Annotated in this window: 16 protein-coding genes; 9 read left to right on the top strand and 7 right to left on the bottom strand. The window is 68.0% G+C overall.

The window, feature by feature from the left end:
- The first annotated feature begins 105 nt into the window (after positions 1–105).
- Complete coding sequence (gene frr, locus ABFD52_12570) at positions 106–663, top strand: ribosome recycling factor (protein MEN6561600.1); 558 nt, start codon at positions 106–108, stop codon at positions 661–663.
- 136 nt (positions 664–799) lie between these two features.
- Here the strand turns inward: frr and ABFD52_12565 are convergent, their stop codons facing one another.
- The 4 genes from ABFD52_12565 to ABFD52_12550 all read right to left on the bottom strand — a co-directional run bounded on the left by ABFD52_12565 (position 800) and on the right by ABFD52_12550 (position 3,626).
- Positions 800–1,729: a hypothetical protein gene (locus ABFD52_12565; GenBank protein MEN6561599.1), complete on the bottom strand. Its 930-nt coding sequence runs from the start codon at positions 1,727–1,729 to the stop codon at positions 800–802.
- Entirely contained in the window at positions 1,726–2,310 is a 585-nt protein-coding gene (locus ABFD52_12560) for a zf-HC2 domain-containing protein (protein MEN6561598.1), read from the bottom strand. Before ABFD52_12560 ends, ABFD52_12565 begins: the two co-directional genes overlap by 4 nt.
- Positions 2,307–2,807 (bottom strand): sigma-70 family RNA polymerase sigma factor, encoded by a 501-nt coding sequence (locus ABFD52_12555; protein ID MEN6561597.1) that lies wholly within the window; start codon positions 2,805–2,807, stop codon positions 2,307–2,309. Before ABFD52_12555 ends, ABFD52_12560 begins: the two co-directional genes overlap by 4 nt.
- A 120-nt stretch (positions 2,808–2,927) precedes the next feature.
- The gene (locus ABFD52_12550) at positions 2,928–3,626 is read right to left on the bottom strand and encodes an outer membrane lipoprotein carrier protein LolA (protein MEN6561596.1); all 699 of its coding nucleotides are present in this window, start codon (positions 3,624–3,626) and stop codon (positions 2,928–2,930) included.
- Positions 3,627–3,737: 111 nt separating this feature from the next.
- Here ABFD52_12550 and ABFD52_12545 point away from each other — a divergent pair, with 111 nt between their 5' ends.
- Both ABFD52_12545 and ABFD52_12540 read left to right on the top strand, forming a co-directional pair.
- Positions 3,738–5,204 (top strand): hypothetical protein, encoded by a 1,467-nt coding sequence (locus ABFD52_12545; GenBank protein ID MEN6561595.1) that lies wholly within the window; start codon positions 3,738–3,740, stop codon positions 5,202–5,204.
- A gap of 17 nt (positions 5,205–5,221) precedes the next feature.
- On the top strand, positions 5,222–5,998 hold the full coding sequence (locus ABFD52_12540; GenBank protein ID MEN6561594.1) for a tetratricopeptide repeat protein: 777 nt from the start codon (positions 5,222–5,224) through the stop codon (positions 5,996–5,998).
- A 28-nt stretch (positions 5,999–6,026) separates the two neighbouring features.
- Here ABFD52_12540 and amrA read toward each other — a convergent pair whose 3' ends face one another.
- Both amrA and ABFD52_12530 read right to left on the bottom strand, forming a co-directional pair.
- The gene (gene amrA, locus ABFD52_12535; protein ID MEN6561593.1) at positions 6,027–6,569 is read right to left on the bottom strand and encodes an AmmeMemoRadiSam system protein A; all 543 of its coding nucleotides are present in this window, start codon (positions 6,567–6,569) and stop codon (positions 6,027–6,029) included.
- Positions 6,562–6,969 (bottom strand): hypothetical protein, encoded by a 408-nt coding sequence (locus ABFD52_12530; protein ID MEN6561592.1) that lies wholly within the window; start codon positions 6,967–6,969, stop codon positions 6,562–6,564. The genes amrA and ABFD52_12530 overlap by 8 nt, the downstream gene beginning before the upstream one ends.
- Positions 6,970–7,054: 85 nt before the next feature.
- On the opposite strand from ABFD52_12530, the gene ABFD52_12525 reads away from it, so the two are divergent.
- On the top strand, positions 7,055–7,675 hold the full coding sequence (locus ABFD52_12525) for an MBL fold metallo-hydrolase (GenBank protein ID MEN6561591.1): 621 nt from the start codon (positions 7,055–7,057) through the stop codon (positions 7,673–7,675).
- Complete coding sequence (gene xerD / locus ABFD52_12520) at positions 7,672–8,571, top strand: site-specific tyrosine recombinase XerD (GenBank protein MEN6561590.1); 900 nt, start codon at positions 7,672–7,674, stop codon at positions 8,569–8,571. Before ABFD52_12525 ends, xerD begins: the two co-directional genes overlap by 4 nt.
- Before the next feature lie 9 nt (positions 8,572–8,580).
- Here the strand turns inward: xerD and ABFD52_12515 are convergent, their stop codons facing one another.
- Positions 8,581–9,288 carry a hypothetical protein gene (locus tag ABFD52_12515; GenBank protein ID MEN6561589.1) on the bottom strand — a complete coding sequence of 236 codons (708 nt, stop codon included), beginning with the start codon at positions 9,286–9,288 and terminating at the stop codon, positions 8,581–8,583.
- Positions 9,289–9,434: 146 nt separating this feature from the next.
- Here ABFD52_12515 and ABFD52_12510 point away from each other — a divergent pair, with 146 nt between their 5' ends.
- The 4 genes from ABFD52_12510 to ABFD52_12495 are packed head-to-tail and all read left to right on the top strand — an operon-like array spanning position 9,435 to position 15,718.
- The gene (locus tag ABFD52_12510; protein MEN6561588.1) at positions 9,435–10,127 is read left to right on the top strand and encodes a TetR/AcrR family transcriptional regulator; all 693 of its coding nucleotides are present in this window, start codon (positions 9,435–9,437) and stop codon (positions 10,125–10,127) included.
- A 1-nt stretch (position 10,128) separates the two neighbouring features.
- Entirely contained in the window at positions 10,129–11,478 is a 1,350-nt protein-coding gene (locus ABFD52_12505; GenBank protein MEN6561587.1) for a TolC family protein, read from the top strand.
- Between the two features lie 11 nt (positions 11,479–11,489).
- Entirely contained in the window at positions 11,490–12,620 is a 1,131-nt protein-coding gene (locus tag ABFD52_12500) for an efflux RND transporter periplasmic adaptor subunit (protein ID MEN6561586.1), read from the top strand.
- Positions 12,617–15,718, top strand: coding sequence for an efflux RND transporter permease subunit (locus ABFD52_12495; GenBank protein ID MEN6561585.1), 3,102 nt, complete (start codon positions 12,617–12,619; stop codon positions 15,716–15,718). The genes ABFD52_12500 and ABFD52_12495 overlap by 4 nt, the downstream gene beginning before the upstream one ends.
- Positions 15,719–15,776: the final 58 nt, after the last annotated feature.

Below are 15,776 nucleotides of genomic sequence, written 5' to 3'. Positions count from 1 at the left end.
CGCTCTTCCTTGACAGGCCGGAGCGCGTATTCTATCATCGCTTCGGTCGCCGGCGGGGCCGCCCCGCGGCGACGGCTCCTAATACCTGACTCCGAGAGGATCGCCATGGTCAAAGACGCGCTCAACGATACGGCCAAGAAGATGAAGGCCTCGGCCGAGCATTTCCGCAAGGAGATTGGCATGCTCCGGACCGGCCGGGCCAACATCAGCATTTTCGAGGACATCAAGGTCAGCTACTACGGCGCGGCCACGCCGGTCAACCAGGTGGCCACCATCAAGGTGCCGGAGCCGACACTCATCGTCGTCCAGCCCTACGACCCGTCCATGCTCGAGCCGGTCGACAAGGCCATCCGCGGGGCCGACCTCGGCCTCAACCCCCTCAACGACGGCAAGCTCCTGCGCGTCCCCATCCCGCCCCTCGACGAGGAGCGGCGCCGGGAGATGGCCAAGAAGATCGGCAAGATGCTCGAGGACGAGAAGACGGCCCTGCGCAACATGCGCCGCGAGTCCAAGGAGTTCATCGAGGAGCTGGAGAAGGAGAAGGAGATCACCGAGGACGATAAGTTCTCCGGTCTCGAGCAGCTCCAGAAGCTACTGGACGAGATGATCGTCAAGGCCGAGGAGCTGGCCAAGGCGAAAGAAAGGGAAATCCTGGAAGGCTGAGCTCGATCCCGGGGACAAGTGCCGACGGCACGTGTCCCCTTTGCGGATCGGGCTTTATCGGGATGTTTCCCGGCGGCACGGCTCCGAGCGACTCCGCCGCGTATCCGGCCCTCCGCTCCCGGGAATCAGCTCCGTGTCAGGCCGGCTTCTTCACGAACCAGTTCTCCCGCGTGCCGAACTTCGTCCGCAGGGCGACGCCCCAGCCGACGGCGTTCATCGCCAGGGTGAACAGGAGGCCGAGGACGGGCACGAACCCGGCCAGGCTGAAGACCAGCAGCCCCATCAGGACCGCGCTCATGGCGGTGATATTCGTCGAGCGGAAGCCCCGCAGGGCGCTCTCGCCGAGGAAGTAGAGGACGGCCAGGCGGCCGAAGACCCAGATGATGAAGCCGCCCACGCCTAGGGCCATGGCGATGGGGATGCCGACGAGGATGAAGCAGAGCATGCCGGCGAAGAACATGACCATCAGGAAGACGATGATGGCCAGCAGGCCGATCCCCAGGTCGGGCCAGAAGCGCTTCCGGATCTCGCCGCCGGCGTAGGCGATCTGCCGGGGCAGCAGGCCGGCGCCCATCAGGGCGATGATGAGCCAGAGGACGATCATGACCAGCTTGGCCGCGACGATGATCGGGATGATCGAGAGCGAGAAGACGCCGTCGAACACGTGGCCTTCCCGGAACAGCCGGTCGCCGATCTCGCGGGTCTGGAAATAGATGGTATCGCCGCCGATGGCGCAGCCGGGCTCCTTTTCCAGCGTCCCGCCGAGGGCGGCCAGGTCCTTGGCCACCGAGGCCGTGGACTTGACCTGGATGCGCGAACCGACGCCGACGACCGACTGGCCGACCTCGCCGCTGATGGTGATCGAGCCGCCGAAGACGACGACATCGCCCTTGACCTTGCCCTCGATGAGGACGTGGCCGCCGAAGCTGACGATCTCTTCCTGCGTCTCGCCGGGCGCGACGCGGATCTCTTTCCGGGAGCTGATCTCGGCCCGGGCCGCCGCCGGCGCCGCCAGCGGGGCTAGAACAAGCAGGCCCAGCAGGGCCGCAGCGAGGACCTTTTTCATTCTTCTTCTCCCTGGCCGGGGACTCGCCTCGCCCCCAGGAGGACGAGGAACGATATGACGAGGAGGACCAGGCCGAGCACGATGATCGTGCCCGCCGGGCCCAGGACGCGGCTGAAGGTCGCCAGCCCCTGCAGGCCCATGCTCAGCAGGTCGCCGACCACCCTCGCCAGAACGCCGCCGAGCTTGAACGTCTTGACGGCCAGGGGCAGGACCTGGCCGAGGATCGCGCTCCAGAAGCGGTTGAAGGCGACGAGCAGGTCGACCAGGCCCGTGCCGGTGAAGGCGTAGAAGCCGGCCAGGCCGATGCCCAGGGCGGCCGCGCCGGCGATCAAGGGCGCGAGCCAGGCGGCCTTCCGGACCTCCGGCTCGGGCAGGCTGTCCATGACCGAGGCGGCGAAGCCGGACGGCACATCGAACGGCGGCAGGCTGGTGAAGGCCTCGTGGAGGGCGCGGCGCCCGGCCAGGGCCTCGCGGCAGGCCGGACATTCCTCGAGATGCTCCTCGAGGTGCTCGGCTTCGAAGGCGCCCAGCTCGCCCTCGAGATAAAGGTAGAGGTCTTCGGGGCGGATGTGGTCCGTCACGATCCCTCCATTCGTTTTCGCAGCAGCTCCTTGGCCTGGAAGACGCGGTTCTTGACCGTGCCGACGGGCAGCCCCTTGATGTCGGCGATCTCCTCGTAGGAGAACTCGTTGATATGGCGGAGGATGAACAGCTCCCGGAGCGCCTCCGGCACAGACTCGAGGGCCCGCTCGATCTTCTCCCGGATCTCGGCCAGCTCGAACCTGCGGGCTACCGACGGCCCGGGATCCGCGATCTGGGGCGTCGGGCTGTCGTCGTCGCCGTCGATCGGCTGGTCGATCGAGACGGTGGCGACCCTCTTCTTCCGCCAGTGGTCGATGAGGTGGTTCGAGGCGATCTTGAACAGCCAGGTCGAGAACTTGTAGGCGGGACGGTAGGAGGCCAGCGAGCAGTAGGCCTTGAGGAAGACTTCCTGCGCGAAATCGAGAGCCGCCTCGCGCTCCCCGGTCATCCGGTGGATGTAGCTCGTGAGGGGCTGCTCGTACTTTCGGACGATCATCTCATATGCCCTGCGGTCTCCTCTGAGGGCCCGGGACACAAGCTGGCGGTCTTCTGTCATCGAGAGAGCGTCCTGCCCTCGGTTGTTCATACGGATTCCCGGCCGAAAGGTTTTTCGCCCCTAATGTTTGGCGCTCCCCGTGTCGTCGATGATCTCGGTGCCGGGGGGGACCCTGAGGATGAAGGTCCTGGCCGGGATGCGGAGCCCGGTCCGGACCTGGCTGAAGATGAACTCGCGCTTGTTCCCGGCCCACTCGAGGAAGATGGCCCGGCGCAGGAGCCAGGTCGACTCGTCGATCTCGAGCAGGATATGGGAGAATTCGCCCTCCGTCCTGGGGGTCAGCCTGACCTGGCGGACGCGGACGGCGCTGGTCGGGAAAAGGCTGTCCTCGACGGTGTAGGCGTCGCGGAGCCCGACCGTCCCCAGGAAGATGCCGAAGATGTCCGACTCCAAAGCCTCCTTGGAGACCGGGCTGCGGGTGAGCTGCTTGTCTTCGGGCAGGTACATCTCGACGACCCCCTCTTTGTAGAGGAAGACCTTGTCCTGGGGGTCCTTATAGGCCCAGCGCATGCGGCCGGGCTTCTGGAGGAAGATCTCGCCTTTCTCGCGCAAGGGCTCCGAGACGGTCATGGAGTAGTGGAGCTGCTCGAACCGGGCCTGAAGCGTGGTGACGGCCGCGAGGGCCCGCTGCAGGTTGGCCACCGCCTGCTCGGCGGTCACGGCCGGGGCGGCGGCGGAGGCGGAGGAGGCCGCGGCGGAAGGACCCGGGACGCCGGCCATGAGGGCCAAGCCCGTCAGAGCGGCCGCCAAGCGCATCATGCCGGTCATTATAACAGGTCCAGGACCGTCCCTGGAAGGGCATGGGCCGGGAAAATGCGCCGGGGGCAGGTGAGAGGACGCGTCCCCCGGGATGGTGTATACTCCCGGCGCATGAAAACGGGGTTCCTGGCGGCAGTCGCCGCCTATGTCGCCGTGCTCTGGCTGGCCGGGCTGGGGCTCCGCCGCCGTCCGGGGACCCTGGAATCATTCTTCCTGGCCTCGCGGCGCCTGGACGGCTCCCGGGTCGCCTTCTCGCTCTGCGCCTCCTGGATCGGCGCCGCCTCGCTCCTGGTTTCCGTCGACGAGGCCTGCCGCGACGGCGCGAGGGCGATCTGGATCATCGGCCTGCCGGCCGTGGCCACGCTCCTTGTCCTGACGGCCCTGACCCGGCCCATACGGGCGGTTTCCGGGCTGACGCCGGCCGAGCTCATGCGCGGCCGCTACGGCCGGACGGCCGGGATCCTGACCTCCATCCTCATCGTCTGGTACATGACCGTCCTGGCGGCCTCCCAGATGGTCGCCGCCGGCCCTTTCCTGGGGGCGTTCCTGGGCCTCGGACCCTTCCCGAGCCTGCTCGTCGCAGCCGGGATCGTCATGGCCTATTCCGTGTCCGGAGGCCTCGGCGCGGTGGCCAGGACTCACGTCCTCCAGTTCGCACTGCTCGTCGCCGGCATCGCGGCCATGATCGCCTCCCTGGCTTCGAAGACGTCGTGGGCCGCGGTCCGGGCCGCGGCCGCCGCGGCCGGGAAGACGGCCTATTTCGATCCTGTCGCGGACGGCGGGCGCAACGCCCTGATCGCCCTGTCATTTCTTCTGGCCTGGACCATTTCGCCCATCGCCTGGCAGAGGATGCAGGCCGCTCGAAGCGACGCCGCCTCGCGGGCGGGCACGGCCGGAGCGGCCGTCCTCCTCGGGTTCTTCTATGCCGGCATCGTGGCCGCCGGGATGCTTTTCCTGCCGCTCGCGCCGGACGGCGGTTCCGGCGTCCCCCTCATCACCCGCTTCGTCTCGGCCGGATCGGGGACCTTCATGGGCGGCCTCGTCTTCGTGACCGTCCTCGCGGCCATCTTCTCGACCCTGGACGCAGCCCTCAACGCCGGCGCCTTCACCCTGACCAAGGACCTCCTGGGCCGGGGGGCCGGAGCGGGAACGGGGCCCCTGGCCGAAGGCCGACGGCCGCTCGCCCTGGCCCGATCGGCCACGGCGATCCTGGCCCTGGCCGCCCTGATCATCGCCGCCCGCCTGAACGATATCCTGCGGACCCTGGGCCTGGCCTCGACGATCATGGCCGAAGGCCTGCTTGTCCCCGGGCTGGCGGCCCTGTTCCTCAAGAGACGGGCCCCCCTGGCCGGCCTCCTGGGCCTGACCCTGGGAGGCGGCTACGCGGTCCTGTCGTTCCTGGCCGACTCGGGCCTGCGGATCATCCCTCTGCCCGCCTGGCCGCGGTCGCTCCCCCTGGGCGTCGCCCTGGGCGCGGCGGGCTTCCTGGCCGGCCTGGCCCTCGAGCGCCGGCGCCGGCCGCGGCCAGGCCCCGGTGCCCCGCCGCTTGACATTTCCCCAGAAATCAATAGAAGGTAGAGGGCACGGAGGGAAAAATGAAGAAGATCCTGTTCGTTCTTGCCGCCGCGGCCCTTCTGGCCGTCCCGGCCCTGGCCCAGACCGCCGCCGACCACATCCGCGAGGGCGACGCGGCCTATGCCGTGTTCGACGATGCCAAGGCCCTCGAGCACTATCAGGCGGCGCTGGCCCTGGAGCCCGCGAATTACCAGGCCCTGTGGAAAGCCTCGCGGGCCATGGTCGACATCGCCGACGTCATCCCGGGCACGGACAAGGACATCAAGGCCCGGCAGTCCAAGCTCTATGCCGACGCCACCGCCCTGGCCCGGAAGGCCGTGGCCGCCGACCCGAAGGACGCCTGGGGCCATTTCCAGCTGGCCGCGGCCAACGGCAAGCGGCTCCTGATGCTCGGCAACAAGGAACAGATCGCGGCCTCGAAGGAGGTCCGGGCCGAGATCGACAAGGCCATCGAGATCGATCCGTCGAACCACCTCGCCTATCATGCCCTGGGACGCTGGCACAGGAGGATCGCCGAGATCAGCGGGGCCAAGCGCTTCTTCGGCAGCATCATCTACGGCTCGATCCCGAAGGGATCGTTCGCGGAATCGGAGAAGTGGCTGCGCAAGGCCATCGAGCTCCAGCCCGGCTACGTCAACCATTACTACGAGCTCGGCCTGACACTCCTCGAGCTCAAGAGGACCGACGAAGCCAGGCAGTGCTTCGAGAAGGCCATCGAGCTGCCCAAGACGACCTCCAAGGACGATTTCCTGAAGGGCGAGGCGCAGGCGGAACTCGACAAGCTGAAGAAGAAATAGGAGCAGGCCGCGGGCAGGTCGCCGGCCGCTATTCCGAAAAAACCTGGGCGGTGAAGACCTCGATCGCCGCCCCCTTCCTCCATTCGTCGGGGGGCAGCCCGGCCTTGAGACAGCCGTGGCTCAGGAACGTCTCCCGGTCCCAGCCGTACTCGCCCGGGACCTGGGGCAGGAGCAGGCCCCTGTGGTAGCCCTTGGAGACGATGATCCCGTGCCGGCCGACCTCGACCCGGCCGGGATCGGCGGGCTCGGGCAGGCCCAGGACGGAGATCTCGATCTTCAGCCTCTCCAATTCGGCTGGCGCCAGCGGATCGAACCGCGTGTCCTGGGTGGCCGCCGCGACGGCCATCTCGATGATGGTCTCGTCGAGCGGCTTCACCGGCAGGGGATAGCCGATGCAGCCGCGCAGCTCGCCGTTAACGGTCAGGGTGACGAAGGCCCCCCTCTTCTCTTTGAGGACCCCGGATCTGACGGGCGAGCGGAGGTCGCTTCCCGTCTCGAAGTAATGCTCGAGCGCCTGCCGGGCCAGCTTCAGGCAGGTCCGCTCCTCCTCGGGGGTCAGGGGCTCACTCATGGGTCTTCTCCTTCCCGGCCGGCGCCAGGCGGGCCGGGCCGAGGAAAAACCTCCGCTCGAACTCGACGACGCGCGGGCTAAGGGCCGGCGTCCGGCTCCGGCCCTCCAGGACCAGGACGGCCTTGCCGTACCAGGCCGGGCCCAGCACGGCCCGCCTGAACGCGGCGCCCGGACGCACGGCCGCGAGCCCGACGATCCGGCCGGGCCAGATCCCGTCGAATGCCGCGAGCGCCCCGGCGTCGGGCGCCGTCTCCGGGCCGCCGCCGGCGGCGATCTTCTCGACGATGACCAGCGGCCCCCGCCGGTGGCCGACCAGGACGCCCCACGCGCCCGCCCTCGGCCGGAAAGCCGCGAGCGCCTCGATCTCCCTCTTCGCTTCCGCCGTGATCAGCACGTCCACGCCCCGATTATATCAGAAAGGCCCCCCTTTCCCGCCGGGTTGACTCGCGGGCGCGGTTCGCATTAATATGGACCGGGAGTCGGCCGTGAAGTACGAGTTGGTGGTGGTCGGGGCGCTCGAGACCAACTGCTACCTCGTTTATTGCGATAAGACCCGCGACTGCGCCGTGATCGATCCCGGGGCCGATCCCGAGAAGATCGAGGCGGCCATCGCCGACCTCGAGCTCAAGCCGGTCATCGTCCTCAACACCCACGGCCACGTCGATCACATCGGCGCCAACAGCGAGATCGTCAAGCACTACGGCGCCCCTCTGGCCATGCACGCCGCCGACACCGGCATGCTCCAGGTTTCCGATTACATCGAGCTCAGCCTGCTGCTCGGGGCCCGGAACTCGCCCGCCCCGGACCGCCTTCTGGCCGACGGAGACGAGGTCGCTTTCGGCCAGACCTCGCTCCGGGTCATCCACGTCCCGGGCCACACGCCGGGCAGCATCGGCTTCGTTCACGGCGGCTACCTCTTCTCCGGCGACACGATCTTCTGCGGCGGCGTCGGCCGGACCGACCTTCCCGGCGGCTCCTGGAAGGACCTCGAGCGGTCGATCCGGGAGCGCATCCTCACGCTGCCCGAGGAGACCGTCATCCTGCCCGGGCACGGTCCCTGGACGACGGTCGGCCAGGAGCGCGACTCCAATCCCGTCCTGACATGAACCCCCCCGCCAAGCCCGGGGCCGCCCTGCGCCTGTTCCTCGAATACCTGGCCGTCGAGAAAGGCCTGTCGGCCAATACCATCCAATCGTACGCCCGGGATGTCCGGAAGCTCGTGGATTTTCTCGAGTCCCGCCGCGTCGCCCTGGCGCGCGTCTCCGAGGAGACCCTGGTCGCTTTCGTCCAGGGGGAGAGCCGGGCCGGCCTGTCCGCCAGGTCCAGGGCCCGCCTGATCTCGGCCCTCCGGTCGTTCTTCCGCTTCTGCGTCCTCAGCGGCTTCGTCAAGCAGGACCCCACGGCCCGGCTGGCCACGCCCTCGACCTGGCTGGCCCTGCCCAAGTTCCTGACGGTCGGCGAGACCGAAGATCTCCTCAAGGCCCCGGACGAGTCGAAGCCCCGCGGCGTCAGGGACCGGGCCATGCTCGAGGTCCTCTACGGCTCAGGGCTCCGGGTCTCGGAGCTGGCCGGGCTCAAGCGGGCCGAGGTCAACCTCGAGGACGGCTTCCTCGTCTGCCGGGGCAAGGGCGGCAAGGAGAGGATCGTGCCGCTCGGCCGCTCGGCCTGCGAGGCGGTCAAGCGCTATCTGGCCGGGCTCCGGCCGCTCGACGATCCGGACAAGCGCGAGGAGCTGTTCCTGTCCCGCCGCGGCCGGCCGTTCACGCGGCAGGGGATCTGGAAGATGCTCCGCGCGCACGCCGGCCGGGCCGGACTGGCCTCGAAGATCAGCCCCCACGTGCTCCGTCATTCCTTCGCCACGCACATGCTCGAGCGCGGGGCGGACCTGCGCTCGGTCCAGCTCATGCTCGGCCACAGCCAGATCACGACGACCCAGATCTACACCCACGTCAGCCGCGAGCGGCTGCGCCGGGTTTACGACAACTTCCACCCGCGGGCCTGACGGCCGCGGTCAGCGGGCGACCACGGCCACGACGACCTTGACCGCGTGGCTTTGAGTCACGGCGAATTCGACGCCGCCCTTGAGGGGCCGTCTCTCCCGCCGCCAGTCCCAGGAAAAATGGCGCCGGGACCGGCCCCGCAGATCGGTCTCGGGGATGGCGACCCGGCTCGAGCCGCGGCAGACGAAATCCCCGTAGCGCTGTCCCGGCTCGCCGGGCGACTGGCCCGAGGCGCGGGGCAGATCCAGGGGGATGTTCAGCGGCGACGCGTGCAGAGGGATGGTGACGCCCCCGAGCTCGAAGACGAACTCGGCCTCCCCGCCGTCCCGCAGGACGTAGCACATGCGCAGCTCCGGGCGGACCCCGGCCGGGGCCTCGATGATGTCCTCGCGTCCGGCCGGACCGGAGCGCTCGCGGAGCCGCCAATCGAGGATCTCGGTCTTGAGGTGCACGAGCAGGAAGTCATCGCCGTCCTGCTCCAGCCGGCCTTCCCAGCGGGCCCGGCAGGCGTATTCGCCCGCGACGGGGGCCCCGCCGCCGCCCCGGACGGAGTACCCGCCCTCGGCCGAGATGTCCAGGCGGACCTCCCACGACTCCGCGCGGGCGGCCGGGCCGCCCGCGGAGGGCAGGGACGCAGGGACCGGTCCAGCCGCCAGGCCGGCCAGGAGCCAGGCCGCGGCCAGGACCACGACAGGACGTTCCAGGAAGCCTTTTTCCATCCCTTCCCGTATAATGAAAAGACAGCCTTATTCTACCGCGGGTCCCCGCGCTTGACAAACGGCGGCCGGGAGCGTATCTTGTTTGAACTTATTCGTTCAATAATTGAACTCAGGAGTTCAGCTAATAAACCGGAAGGTTCAAATCCATGAGAGACAATGACGTCCGCCGCTCGCGCGAGGCCCGCCGGCGCGAGGGCTACCGGGAGGTGATCCTCCACGCCGCGGAGCGGGTCATCGGCCGCAAGGGCTACGGCGCCCTGACGATGGACGACGTCGCCAGGGAGGCCCAGCTCTCCAAGGCCACGGTCTATAAATACATCGCCGGCAAGGGGAACCTGCTCTTCGAGATCGTCGCGCATTATTTCGACGACATGGGCGGCCGGCTGGACGAGGTCCTGGCCGGCCCCGGGACCGCCGTCGAGAAGCTCCGGCTGGCCGTCCGGCTGATCATCCAGGAACAGGAAGATAAAAGGTATCTGACCGAGATCATGTGGATGGACAGGGCCATGCTGAAGCTCATGCGCGTCTACGTCGAGGCCGGCGGAAAGCCCGGCTCCATGCCGTCCGCCGACAGGAAGCGGATCGCCGTTCTCCAGGGAAAGATGGAGCGCATCGCGGCCAAGGGCGCCCGCATCTTCGAACAGGGCGTCGCCTCGGGGGAGTTCCGGACCCTGGACCCCGGACGGGCTTCCGCCTACATCCAGGCCGTCGTGGAGGGCTTCGCCCACTTCCGGTTCTGGGGAGGGGGCGGCCAGGTTTCGGCCGATACAGCGGACACCCTGGCCCAATTCATCCTCGAGGGCATCCAGAACCCCGAACATGCCGGGAAGGAGATATGACATGAGAAGATCCGCCGTCGCGCTGTTCGCCCTGGCGCTCGCCATCCTCGGGCCCGGCGTCCTGTCCGCCCAGGAGCCCAAGCCCCCGGTCGTCCTGACGCTCGACGAGGCAGTGGCCATGGCCCTCCGCCAGAACCCGTTCCACATGGCCTCCCAGGAAAAGGTCGCCCAGGCCCGGGCCGGCGTCCGCCAGGCAGTGTCGGGGTTCCTGCCCTCCCTGAGCGCCCAGGGCACCGACACCCTGGACGAGAAGCTCTTCGTCCTGGAGTTCCCGTCCCTGACCGGGGGCGCGCCGCAGCGGATCACCATCGACTTCACCAAGGACTACCAGATGGCCCTGGCGTTCTCGCTGCCCCTTTTCGCCGGCGGGCGCCTCACGGCCGGGTACAAGCAGGCCCAGTACGGGCTCAGGGCCAGCCAGGAAGCGGTCCGCCTGTCCGAGCAGGAGACGGTCTTCGAGGCCAAGCGGGCCTTCTACGGCTATCTGCTGGCCAGGGAATTCTCTTCGGTCGCCGACGAGGCCCTGGCCCTGGCGGAAAAGTTCCGGGAGAACGTCAAGAACCTCCACGCCGTCGGCATGGCCTCGAAGTTCGATCTCCTCCGCTCGGAGGTCCAGGTGGCCAACCTCAAGCCCCAGGCCATCCGGGCCCGGAACGGCATCGACGTGGCCGCGCTCGGCCTGAAGACCGTCCTCGGCCTCGGGCTCGACGCGCCGATCGAGGTACGCGGCGAGCTGGCCGCCCCGGCCCTCGAGCCCGGGACGGCGGGGATCGTCGAGGAGGCCATGGCCCAGCGGCCGGAGCTCCGCCAGCTCGATTACCAGCGCCGCATGGCCGGGGAGATGCTCAAGATCGCCCGCGGCTCGCAGTTGCCGACGCTGGCCGTCGGCGGGAGCTACAGCCTCTGGGCCGACAACATGAACCTCCACCGGGGTACCTGGCAGAACTTCTATTCGATCAACCTGTCCCTGTCGATGTCGATCTTCGACGGCTTCCAGTCGCGGGCCCAGGCCGGCCAGGCCAAGGCCGCGATCCGCGAGCTCGAATGGACCCGCAAGGGGATGTCGGACGCGATCGCCTTCGAGGTCCGCCAGGCCGTCCTGAACATCACCCAGGCCAGTGAGACGCTGGTCTCCCAGGAGAAGAACGTAGAACAGGCCCGCGAGGCCGTCCGCATCGCGGAGCTGAACTACGCCGAAGGACTGGCCACCAACCTGGACGTCTCGACGGCCCAGGTGGCCCTGAGCCAGGCCCGGACCAACTATTCCCAGGCGCTCTACGATTGCGTCATCTCGCAGGCCCAGCTCGAAAAGGCCGTCGGCCGGAGCCGGTCCGAGAACCGCTCGAACTAACGGAGGAACCCATGAACACGCCCCAGATCGCCAAGAAGCTCGCCCTGGCCGCCCTGGCCGCGGCCGTGATCGCAACCGGCGGCGCCTGCAGGAAGACGGCCGCCAAGGCCGACGGGCCGGCGGCCCAGGCCTTCGGCGCGGCGCCGGTCAAGATCTTCAAGGCCGCCCGCGAGCGGATCACCGAGAAGATCACCTACACCGGGACGCTCGAGGCCCTGAACAAGATCAACATCACCCCCGAGACCGGCGGCAAGATCGCCCGCATCTACGTCGAGGCCGGCGACCGCGTGGCCCGGGGCCGGCTCCTGGCCGAGCTCGAGACCGAATCCATCCGGCTCCAGCTCAAGCAGGCCGAGGCCGGGGTGGCCGTGGCCGAGGCGGCCTACGCCGACGCCCTCAAGAACAAGGAGCGCATGGACCGGCTGATCCGGGAGCAGGCCGTCTCCGAGCAGCAGCGGGAGAAGGTCCAGCTGGCCTTCGACGCCGCCGCCGCCCAGCTCGAGCAGGCCCAGGCCGCCCTCAACCTGGCCCGGCACGCCCTGGACGTCTCGCTCATGAAGGCCCCCTTCGCCGGCGTCGTCGCTTCCAAGAACGCCGAGGTCGGCGACGTCATCAACCCCATGATGGGCGGCTTCGGCGGCGGCGCCGGCGGCGTGCTGACGCTCATGGATTACTCGACGATCAAGCTGGCCGTGGCCGTCACCTCCGAGGACATCGGCCGCATCCGCAAGGACCAGGAGGCCGTCCTGAAGGCCGGCGCCCTGCCCGGCCGCGAGTTCCGGGGCGTCGTCCGCGTCGTCAACCTGACCGCCGACCCGCAGACCAAGAAGTTCGGCGTCGAGGTCCACGTACCCAATCCCGACTCCGCCCTCCGGCCCGGCACCTTCGGCGACCTGGTCTTCGAGCTCGAGTCCCACGACAACGCCCTGGTCGTGCCCCAGACGGCCATCCTGGAGAACTCTTATGTCTTCGTCGTCGAGGGCGGCAAGGCCGTGCGCAAGACCGTCAAGCTCGGCCTCCAGGACACGACCATGATCGAGGTCCTGTCCGGGCTCGCCGGCGGCGAAGCAGTGGTCGTCGAGGGCAACTACGGGCTCGAAGAGGGCGCGCCGGTCCTGGTCCTCGAGGAGGTGAGATCATGAAGCTCCCCGAATTCTCGGTCAACAAGAAAGTCACGACGTCCATGATGGCGATGATCCTCGTCGTCCTGGGCACCATCTCCTTCTTCCGGCTGGGGCTCGATTTCTTCCCCGACCTCGAGTTCCCTACCGTCTCGGTCATCACGAGCTATTCCGGGGCCTCGTCCGAGGACATCGAGAACGTCCTGACCCGGCCGCTGGAGCAGATGGTCAGCTCGGTCAACCGGGTCAAGAAGGTCACCTCGCAAACCTCGGAGGGCGTCTCGGTCATCAGCGTCGAGTTCGAGTGGGGCACCAACCTCGATTTCGCCGCCCAGGACATCCGCGACCAGATCGGCCTTTACAAGCAGTATCTGCCCGAGGAGGCCGGCGAGCCGCTGGTCATGAAGTTCAGCTTCAGCCAGTTCCCGGTCATCTTCTACGGCGTCACCAGCGATCTTCCGCCCATGCGGCTCAAGACGATCATGGAGGACGAGATCGCGCCGCGCCTGGAACGGATCGACGGGGTCGCCTCGGCCCGCGTCTTCTCCATGGATGAGCGCGAGATCCTGGTCGATGTCGACCGGGCCGCCCTGGAGAGCCGGGGCCTGACCCTCGACCAGCTCCGTCTGGCCCTGGGGGCCGAGAACCTCAACCTGCCGGCCGGGAACCTCGTCGAGCGCTACACGGAGGTCCTCGTCCGCACCATGGGCGAGTACAAGGACCTGGGCGACATCCGCCGGACCGTCATCGGCATGACCGCGGCGGGCGAGCCCGTCTATGTCTCCGACGTCGCCGAGGTCAAGGACACGCTCCGGGACGTCCGCTACACGGCCCGCATCCAGGGCCAGAACGGCGTCTACATCATGGTCAGCAAGCGCTCCGGCGCCAACACCCAGATCGCCAGCAAGAACGTCAAGGCCGAGCTCAAGAAGCTCGTCGGGACCATCCCCGGCAACCCTGTCTTTCATGTGGCCATGGACCAGGGCGACATGATCGAGCAGGTGACCTCGAACACCGTCACCAACGCCTGGCAGGGCGGCCTGCTGGCCATCCTGCTCATCTTCCTGTTCCTCCGCAACTGGCGGCCGACGTTCGTCATCAGCCTGGCCATCCCCCTGTCGATCATCACCACGTTCATCGCGCTTTACGCCGCCGGCTACACCCTCAACCTGCTGACCCTCGGCGGCCTGGCCCTGGGCATCGGCATGCTTGTCGACAATGCCATCGTCGTAATCGAGAACGTTTACCGGCATCTCGAGGAGGGTGAACCGGCCGACCGGGCGTCCATCGCCGGCGCGGCCGAAGTCGGCATGGCCATCACCGCCTCGACCCTGACGACGATCGCCGTCTTCTTCCCCATGATCTTCGCCTCGGGCATCACCGGCAAGCTGACCCAGGCCCTGGGCCTGTCCATCGCCTTCTCGCTCCTGGCCTCGCTCTTCGTCGCCCTGACGGTCGTGCCCCTGTCCACGTCGCTGCTCTTCCGGTCGAAGAAAAGCCTCCGGGCCATCGTCAAGGCGCCCGAGGAGCGGCAGTTCGCCAGGGCCAAAGCCTGGTACAGGAAACGGCTCGATTGGGCCCTCCACCACCGGCGGGCGGTCCTGTTCGGGGCCCTCGGGGCCTTCGCCCTGTCGATGGCCATCGTCCCCTTCTTGCCGATGGAGTTCATCCCGGCCCAGGACCGGGACATGATCCTGCTCAAGGTCCGCCTGCCGGTCGGCACGGCCCTCGAAGAGACCGACCGCGTCGTCCGCCTGGTCGAGAACATCATGGCCAAGATGCCGGAGATCACGATGATCTCGGCCCAGACCGGCTCCCAGGCCGAGCAGGACGCCAGCGACGCTGCCTCGACGTTCTCCAACCAGGGCACGCACGAGGGCCTGCTCTGGGTCGGGCTGGTCAAGCGCGACCTGCGGAAGGAATCCGACCTGCAGCTCCTGGAGCGGATCCGGAAGCAGCTGCCGAACCTTCGCGGGGTCAAGTTTGAGGCCATCGACATGAGCCAGATGATGCTCGGCGGCTCGGCGGCCCCGGTCGAGATCAAGCTCTTCGGCACGGACCTGCCGGCCCTCAAGAACCAGGCCGACCAGGTAGTCCGGCTGATCTCGGACGTCCAGGGCATCCGCGACGTCACCCATACGCTGGCCGCGGGCAAGCCCGAGGTCCAGATCAAGATCGACCGCGAGCGGGCCTACCGGCTCGGCCTGTCCGTCTATCAGGTGGCCAACACCGTCCAGACCGCCACCCTCGGCAAGGTCGCCACGCGCTACCGCGAGGGCACCGACGAGATCGACGTCCGGCTCCGCTTCAAGGAGCGGTACCGCGACAGCCTGGACGAGGTCCGCAGCATTCCGCTCCGGACGGCCGCCGGCCGGACGGTCTACCTCGAGCAGCTGGCCGACATCTCGACCGGCACCGGGCCGCTGAAGATCGACCGCGAGAACCAGGCCCGGCGCGTCTCGATCACGGCCAATATCTCCGGCCGCGACCTCGGCAGCGTCGTCAAGGACATCAAGGCCCGGCTGGCCGGTTTCGAGAAGACGCTGCCGCCAGGCTACTTCGTCGAGTACGGCGGCTCCTACGAAGACATGCGGGACGCCTTTGTCATCCTGGCCGCCGCCTTCGCCTTGGCTGCCCTGCTCGTCTACATGGTCATGGCCTCCCAGTTCGAGCACTTCGTCCACCCGTTCATCATCATGTTCACCGTGCCGCTCGGCGTCATCGGCGTCATCATCGGCCTGCTCGTCACCGGCGAGACGCTGAACATGGCGGTCCTGGTCGGGGTCATCCTGCTCATGGGCATAGCCGTCAACAACGGCATCGTCATGATCGACTACATCAACCAGCTCATCAAGAAGGGCGTCGACAAGCGGGAGGCCATCCTCCTGGGTTCGACGACGCGGCTGCGGGCCGTCCTGCTGACGGCCCTGACGACCGTCCTCGGCGCCCTGCCGATGGCCTTCTCCCGGTCCTCGGGATCGGAATTCCGGGCCCCGCTGGGCATCGCCATCGCCTTCGGCCTGACGGCGACGACCGTGCTGACGCTCTTTGTCATCCCCGTTATCTACAGCGTGGTCAATAAGATAAGATTCAAGGAGAAGAAGCCCGTCCAAGCCTGAGCGGGTCTCCGAGAAGGATCACGACGGAACGGGCCTGTCCTGGCCGGCAGGGCCGGCC

Source organism: Acidobacteriota bacterium (genome assembly GCA_039683095.1).
In the GTDB taxonomy this organism is placed as follows: domain Bacteria; phylum Acidobacteriota; class Aminicenantia; order Aminicenantales; family Saccharicenantaceae; genus RBG-16-66-30.
Note: the sequence above shows the minus strand (reverse complement) of the source record. Positions and strands in the feature narration are given on the sequence as shown.

Coding starts and splice junctions, on each gene's coding strand:
- amrA (MEN6561593.1), bottom strand. CDS start 6,569: ATGAGTGAGCCCCTGACCCCCGAGGAGGAGCGGACCTGCCTGAAGCTG.
- ABFD52_12545 (MEN6561595.1), top strand. CDS start 3,738: ATGAAAACGGGGTTCCTGGCGGCAGTCGCCGCCTATGTCGCCGTGCTC.
- ABFD52_12500 (MEN6561586.1), top strand. CDS start 11,490: ATGAACACGCCCCAGATCGCCAAGAAGCTCGCCCTGGCCGCCCTGGCC.
- ABFD52_12550 (MEN6561596.1), bottom strand. CDS start 3,626: ATGATGCGCTTGGCGGCCGCTCTGACGGGCTTGGCCCTCATGGCCGGC.
- xerD (MEN6561590.1), top strand. CDS start 7,672: ATGAACCCCCCCGCCAAGCCCGGGGCCGCCCTGCGCCTGTTCCTCGAA.
- ABFD52_12540 (MEN6561594.1), top strand. CDS start 5,222: ATGAAGAAGATCCTGTTCGTTCTTGCCGCCGCGGCCCTTCTGGCCGTC.
- ABFD52_12505 (MEN6561587.1), top strand. CDS start 10,129: ATGAGAAGATCCGCCGTCGCGCTGTTCGCCCTGGCGCTCGCCATCCTC.
- ABFD52_12515 (MEN6561589.1), bottom strand. CDS start 9,288: ATGGAAAAAGGCTTCCTGGAACGTCCTGTCGTGGTCCTGGCCGCGGCC.
- ABFD52_12510 (MEN6561588.1), top strand. CDS start 9,435: ATGAGAGACAATGACGTCCGCCGCTCGCGCGAGGCCCGCCGGCGCGAG.
- ABFD52_12495 (MEN6561585.1), top strand. CDS start 12,617: ATGAAGCTCCCCGAATTCTCGGTCAACAAGAAAGTCACGACGTCCATG.
- ABFD52_12565 (MEN6561599.1), bottom strand. CDS start 1,729: ATGAAAAAGGTCCTCGCTGCGGCCCTGCTGGGCCTGCTTGTTCTAGCC.
- frr (MEN6561600.1), top strand. CDS start 106: ATGGTCAAAGACGCGCTCAACGATACGGCCAAGAAGATGAAGGCCTCG.
- ABFD52_12555 (MEN6561597.1), bottom strand. CDS start 2,807: ATGATCGTCCGAAAGTACGAGCAGCCCCTCACGAGCTACATCCACCGG.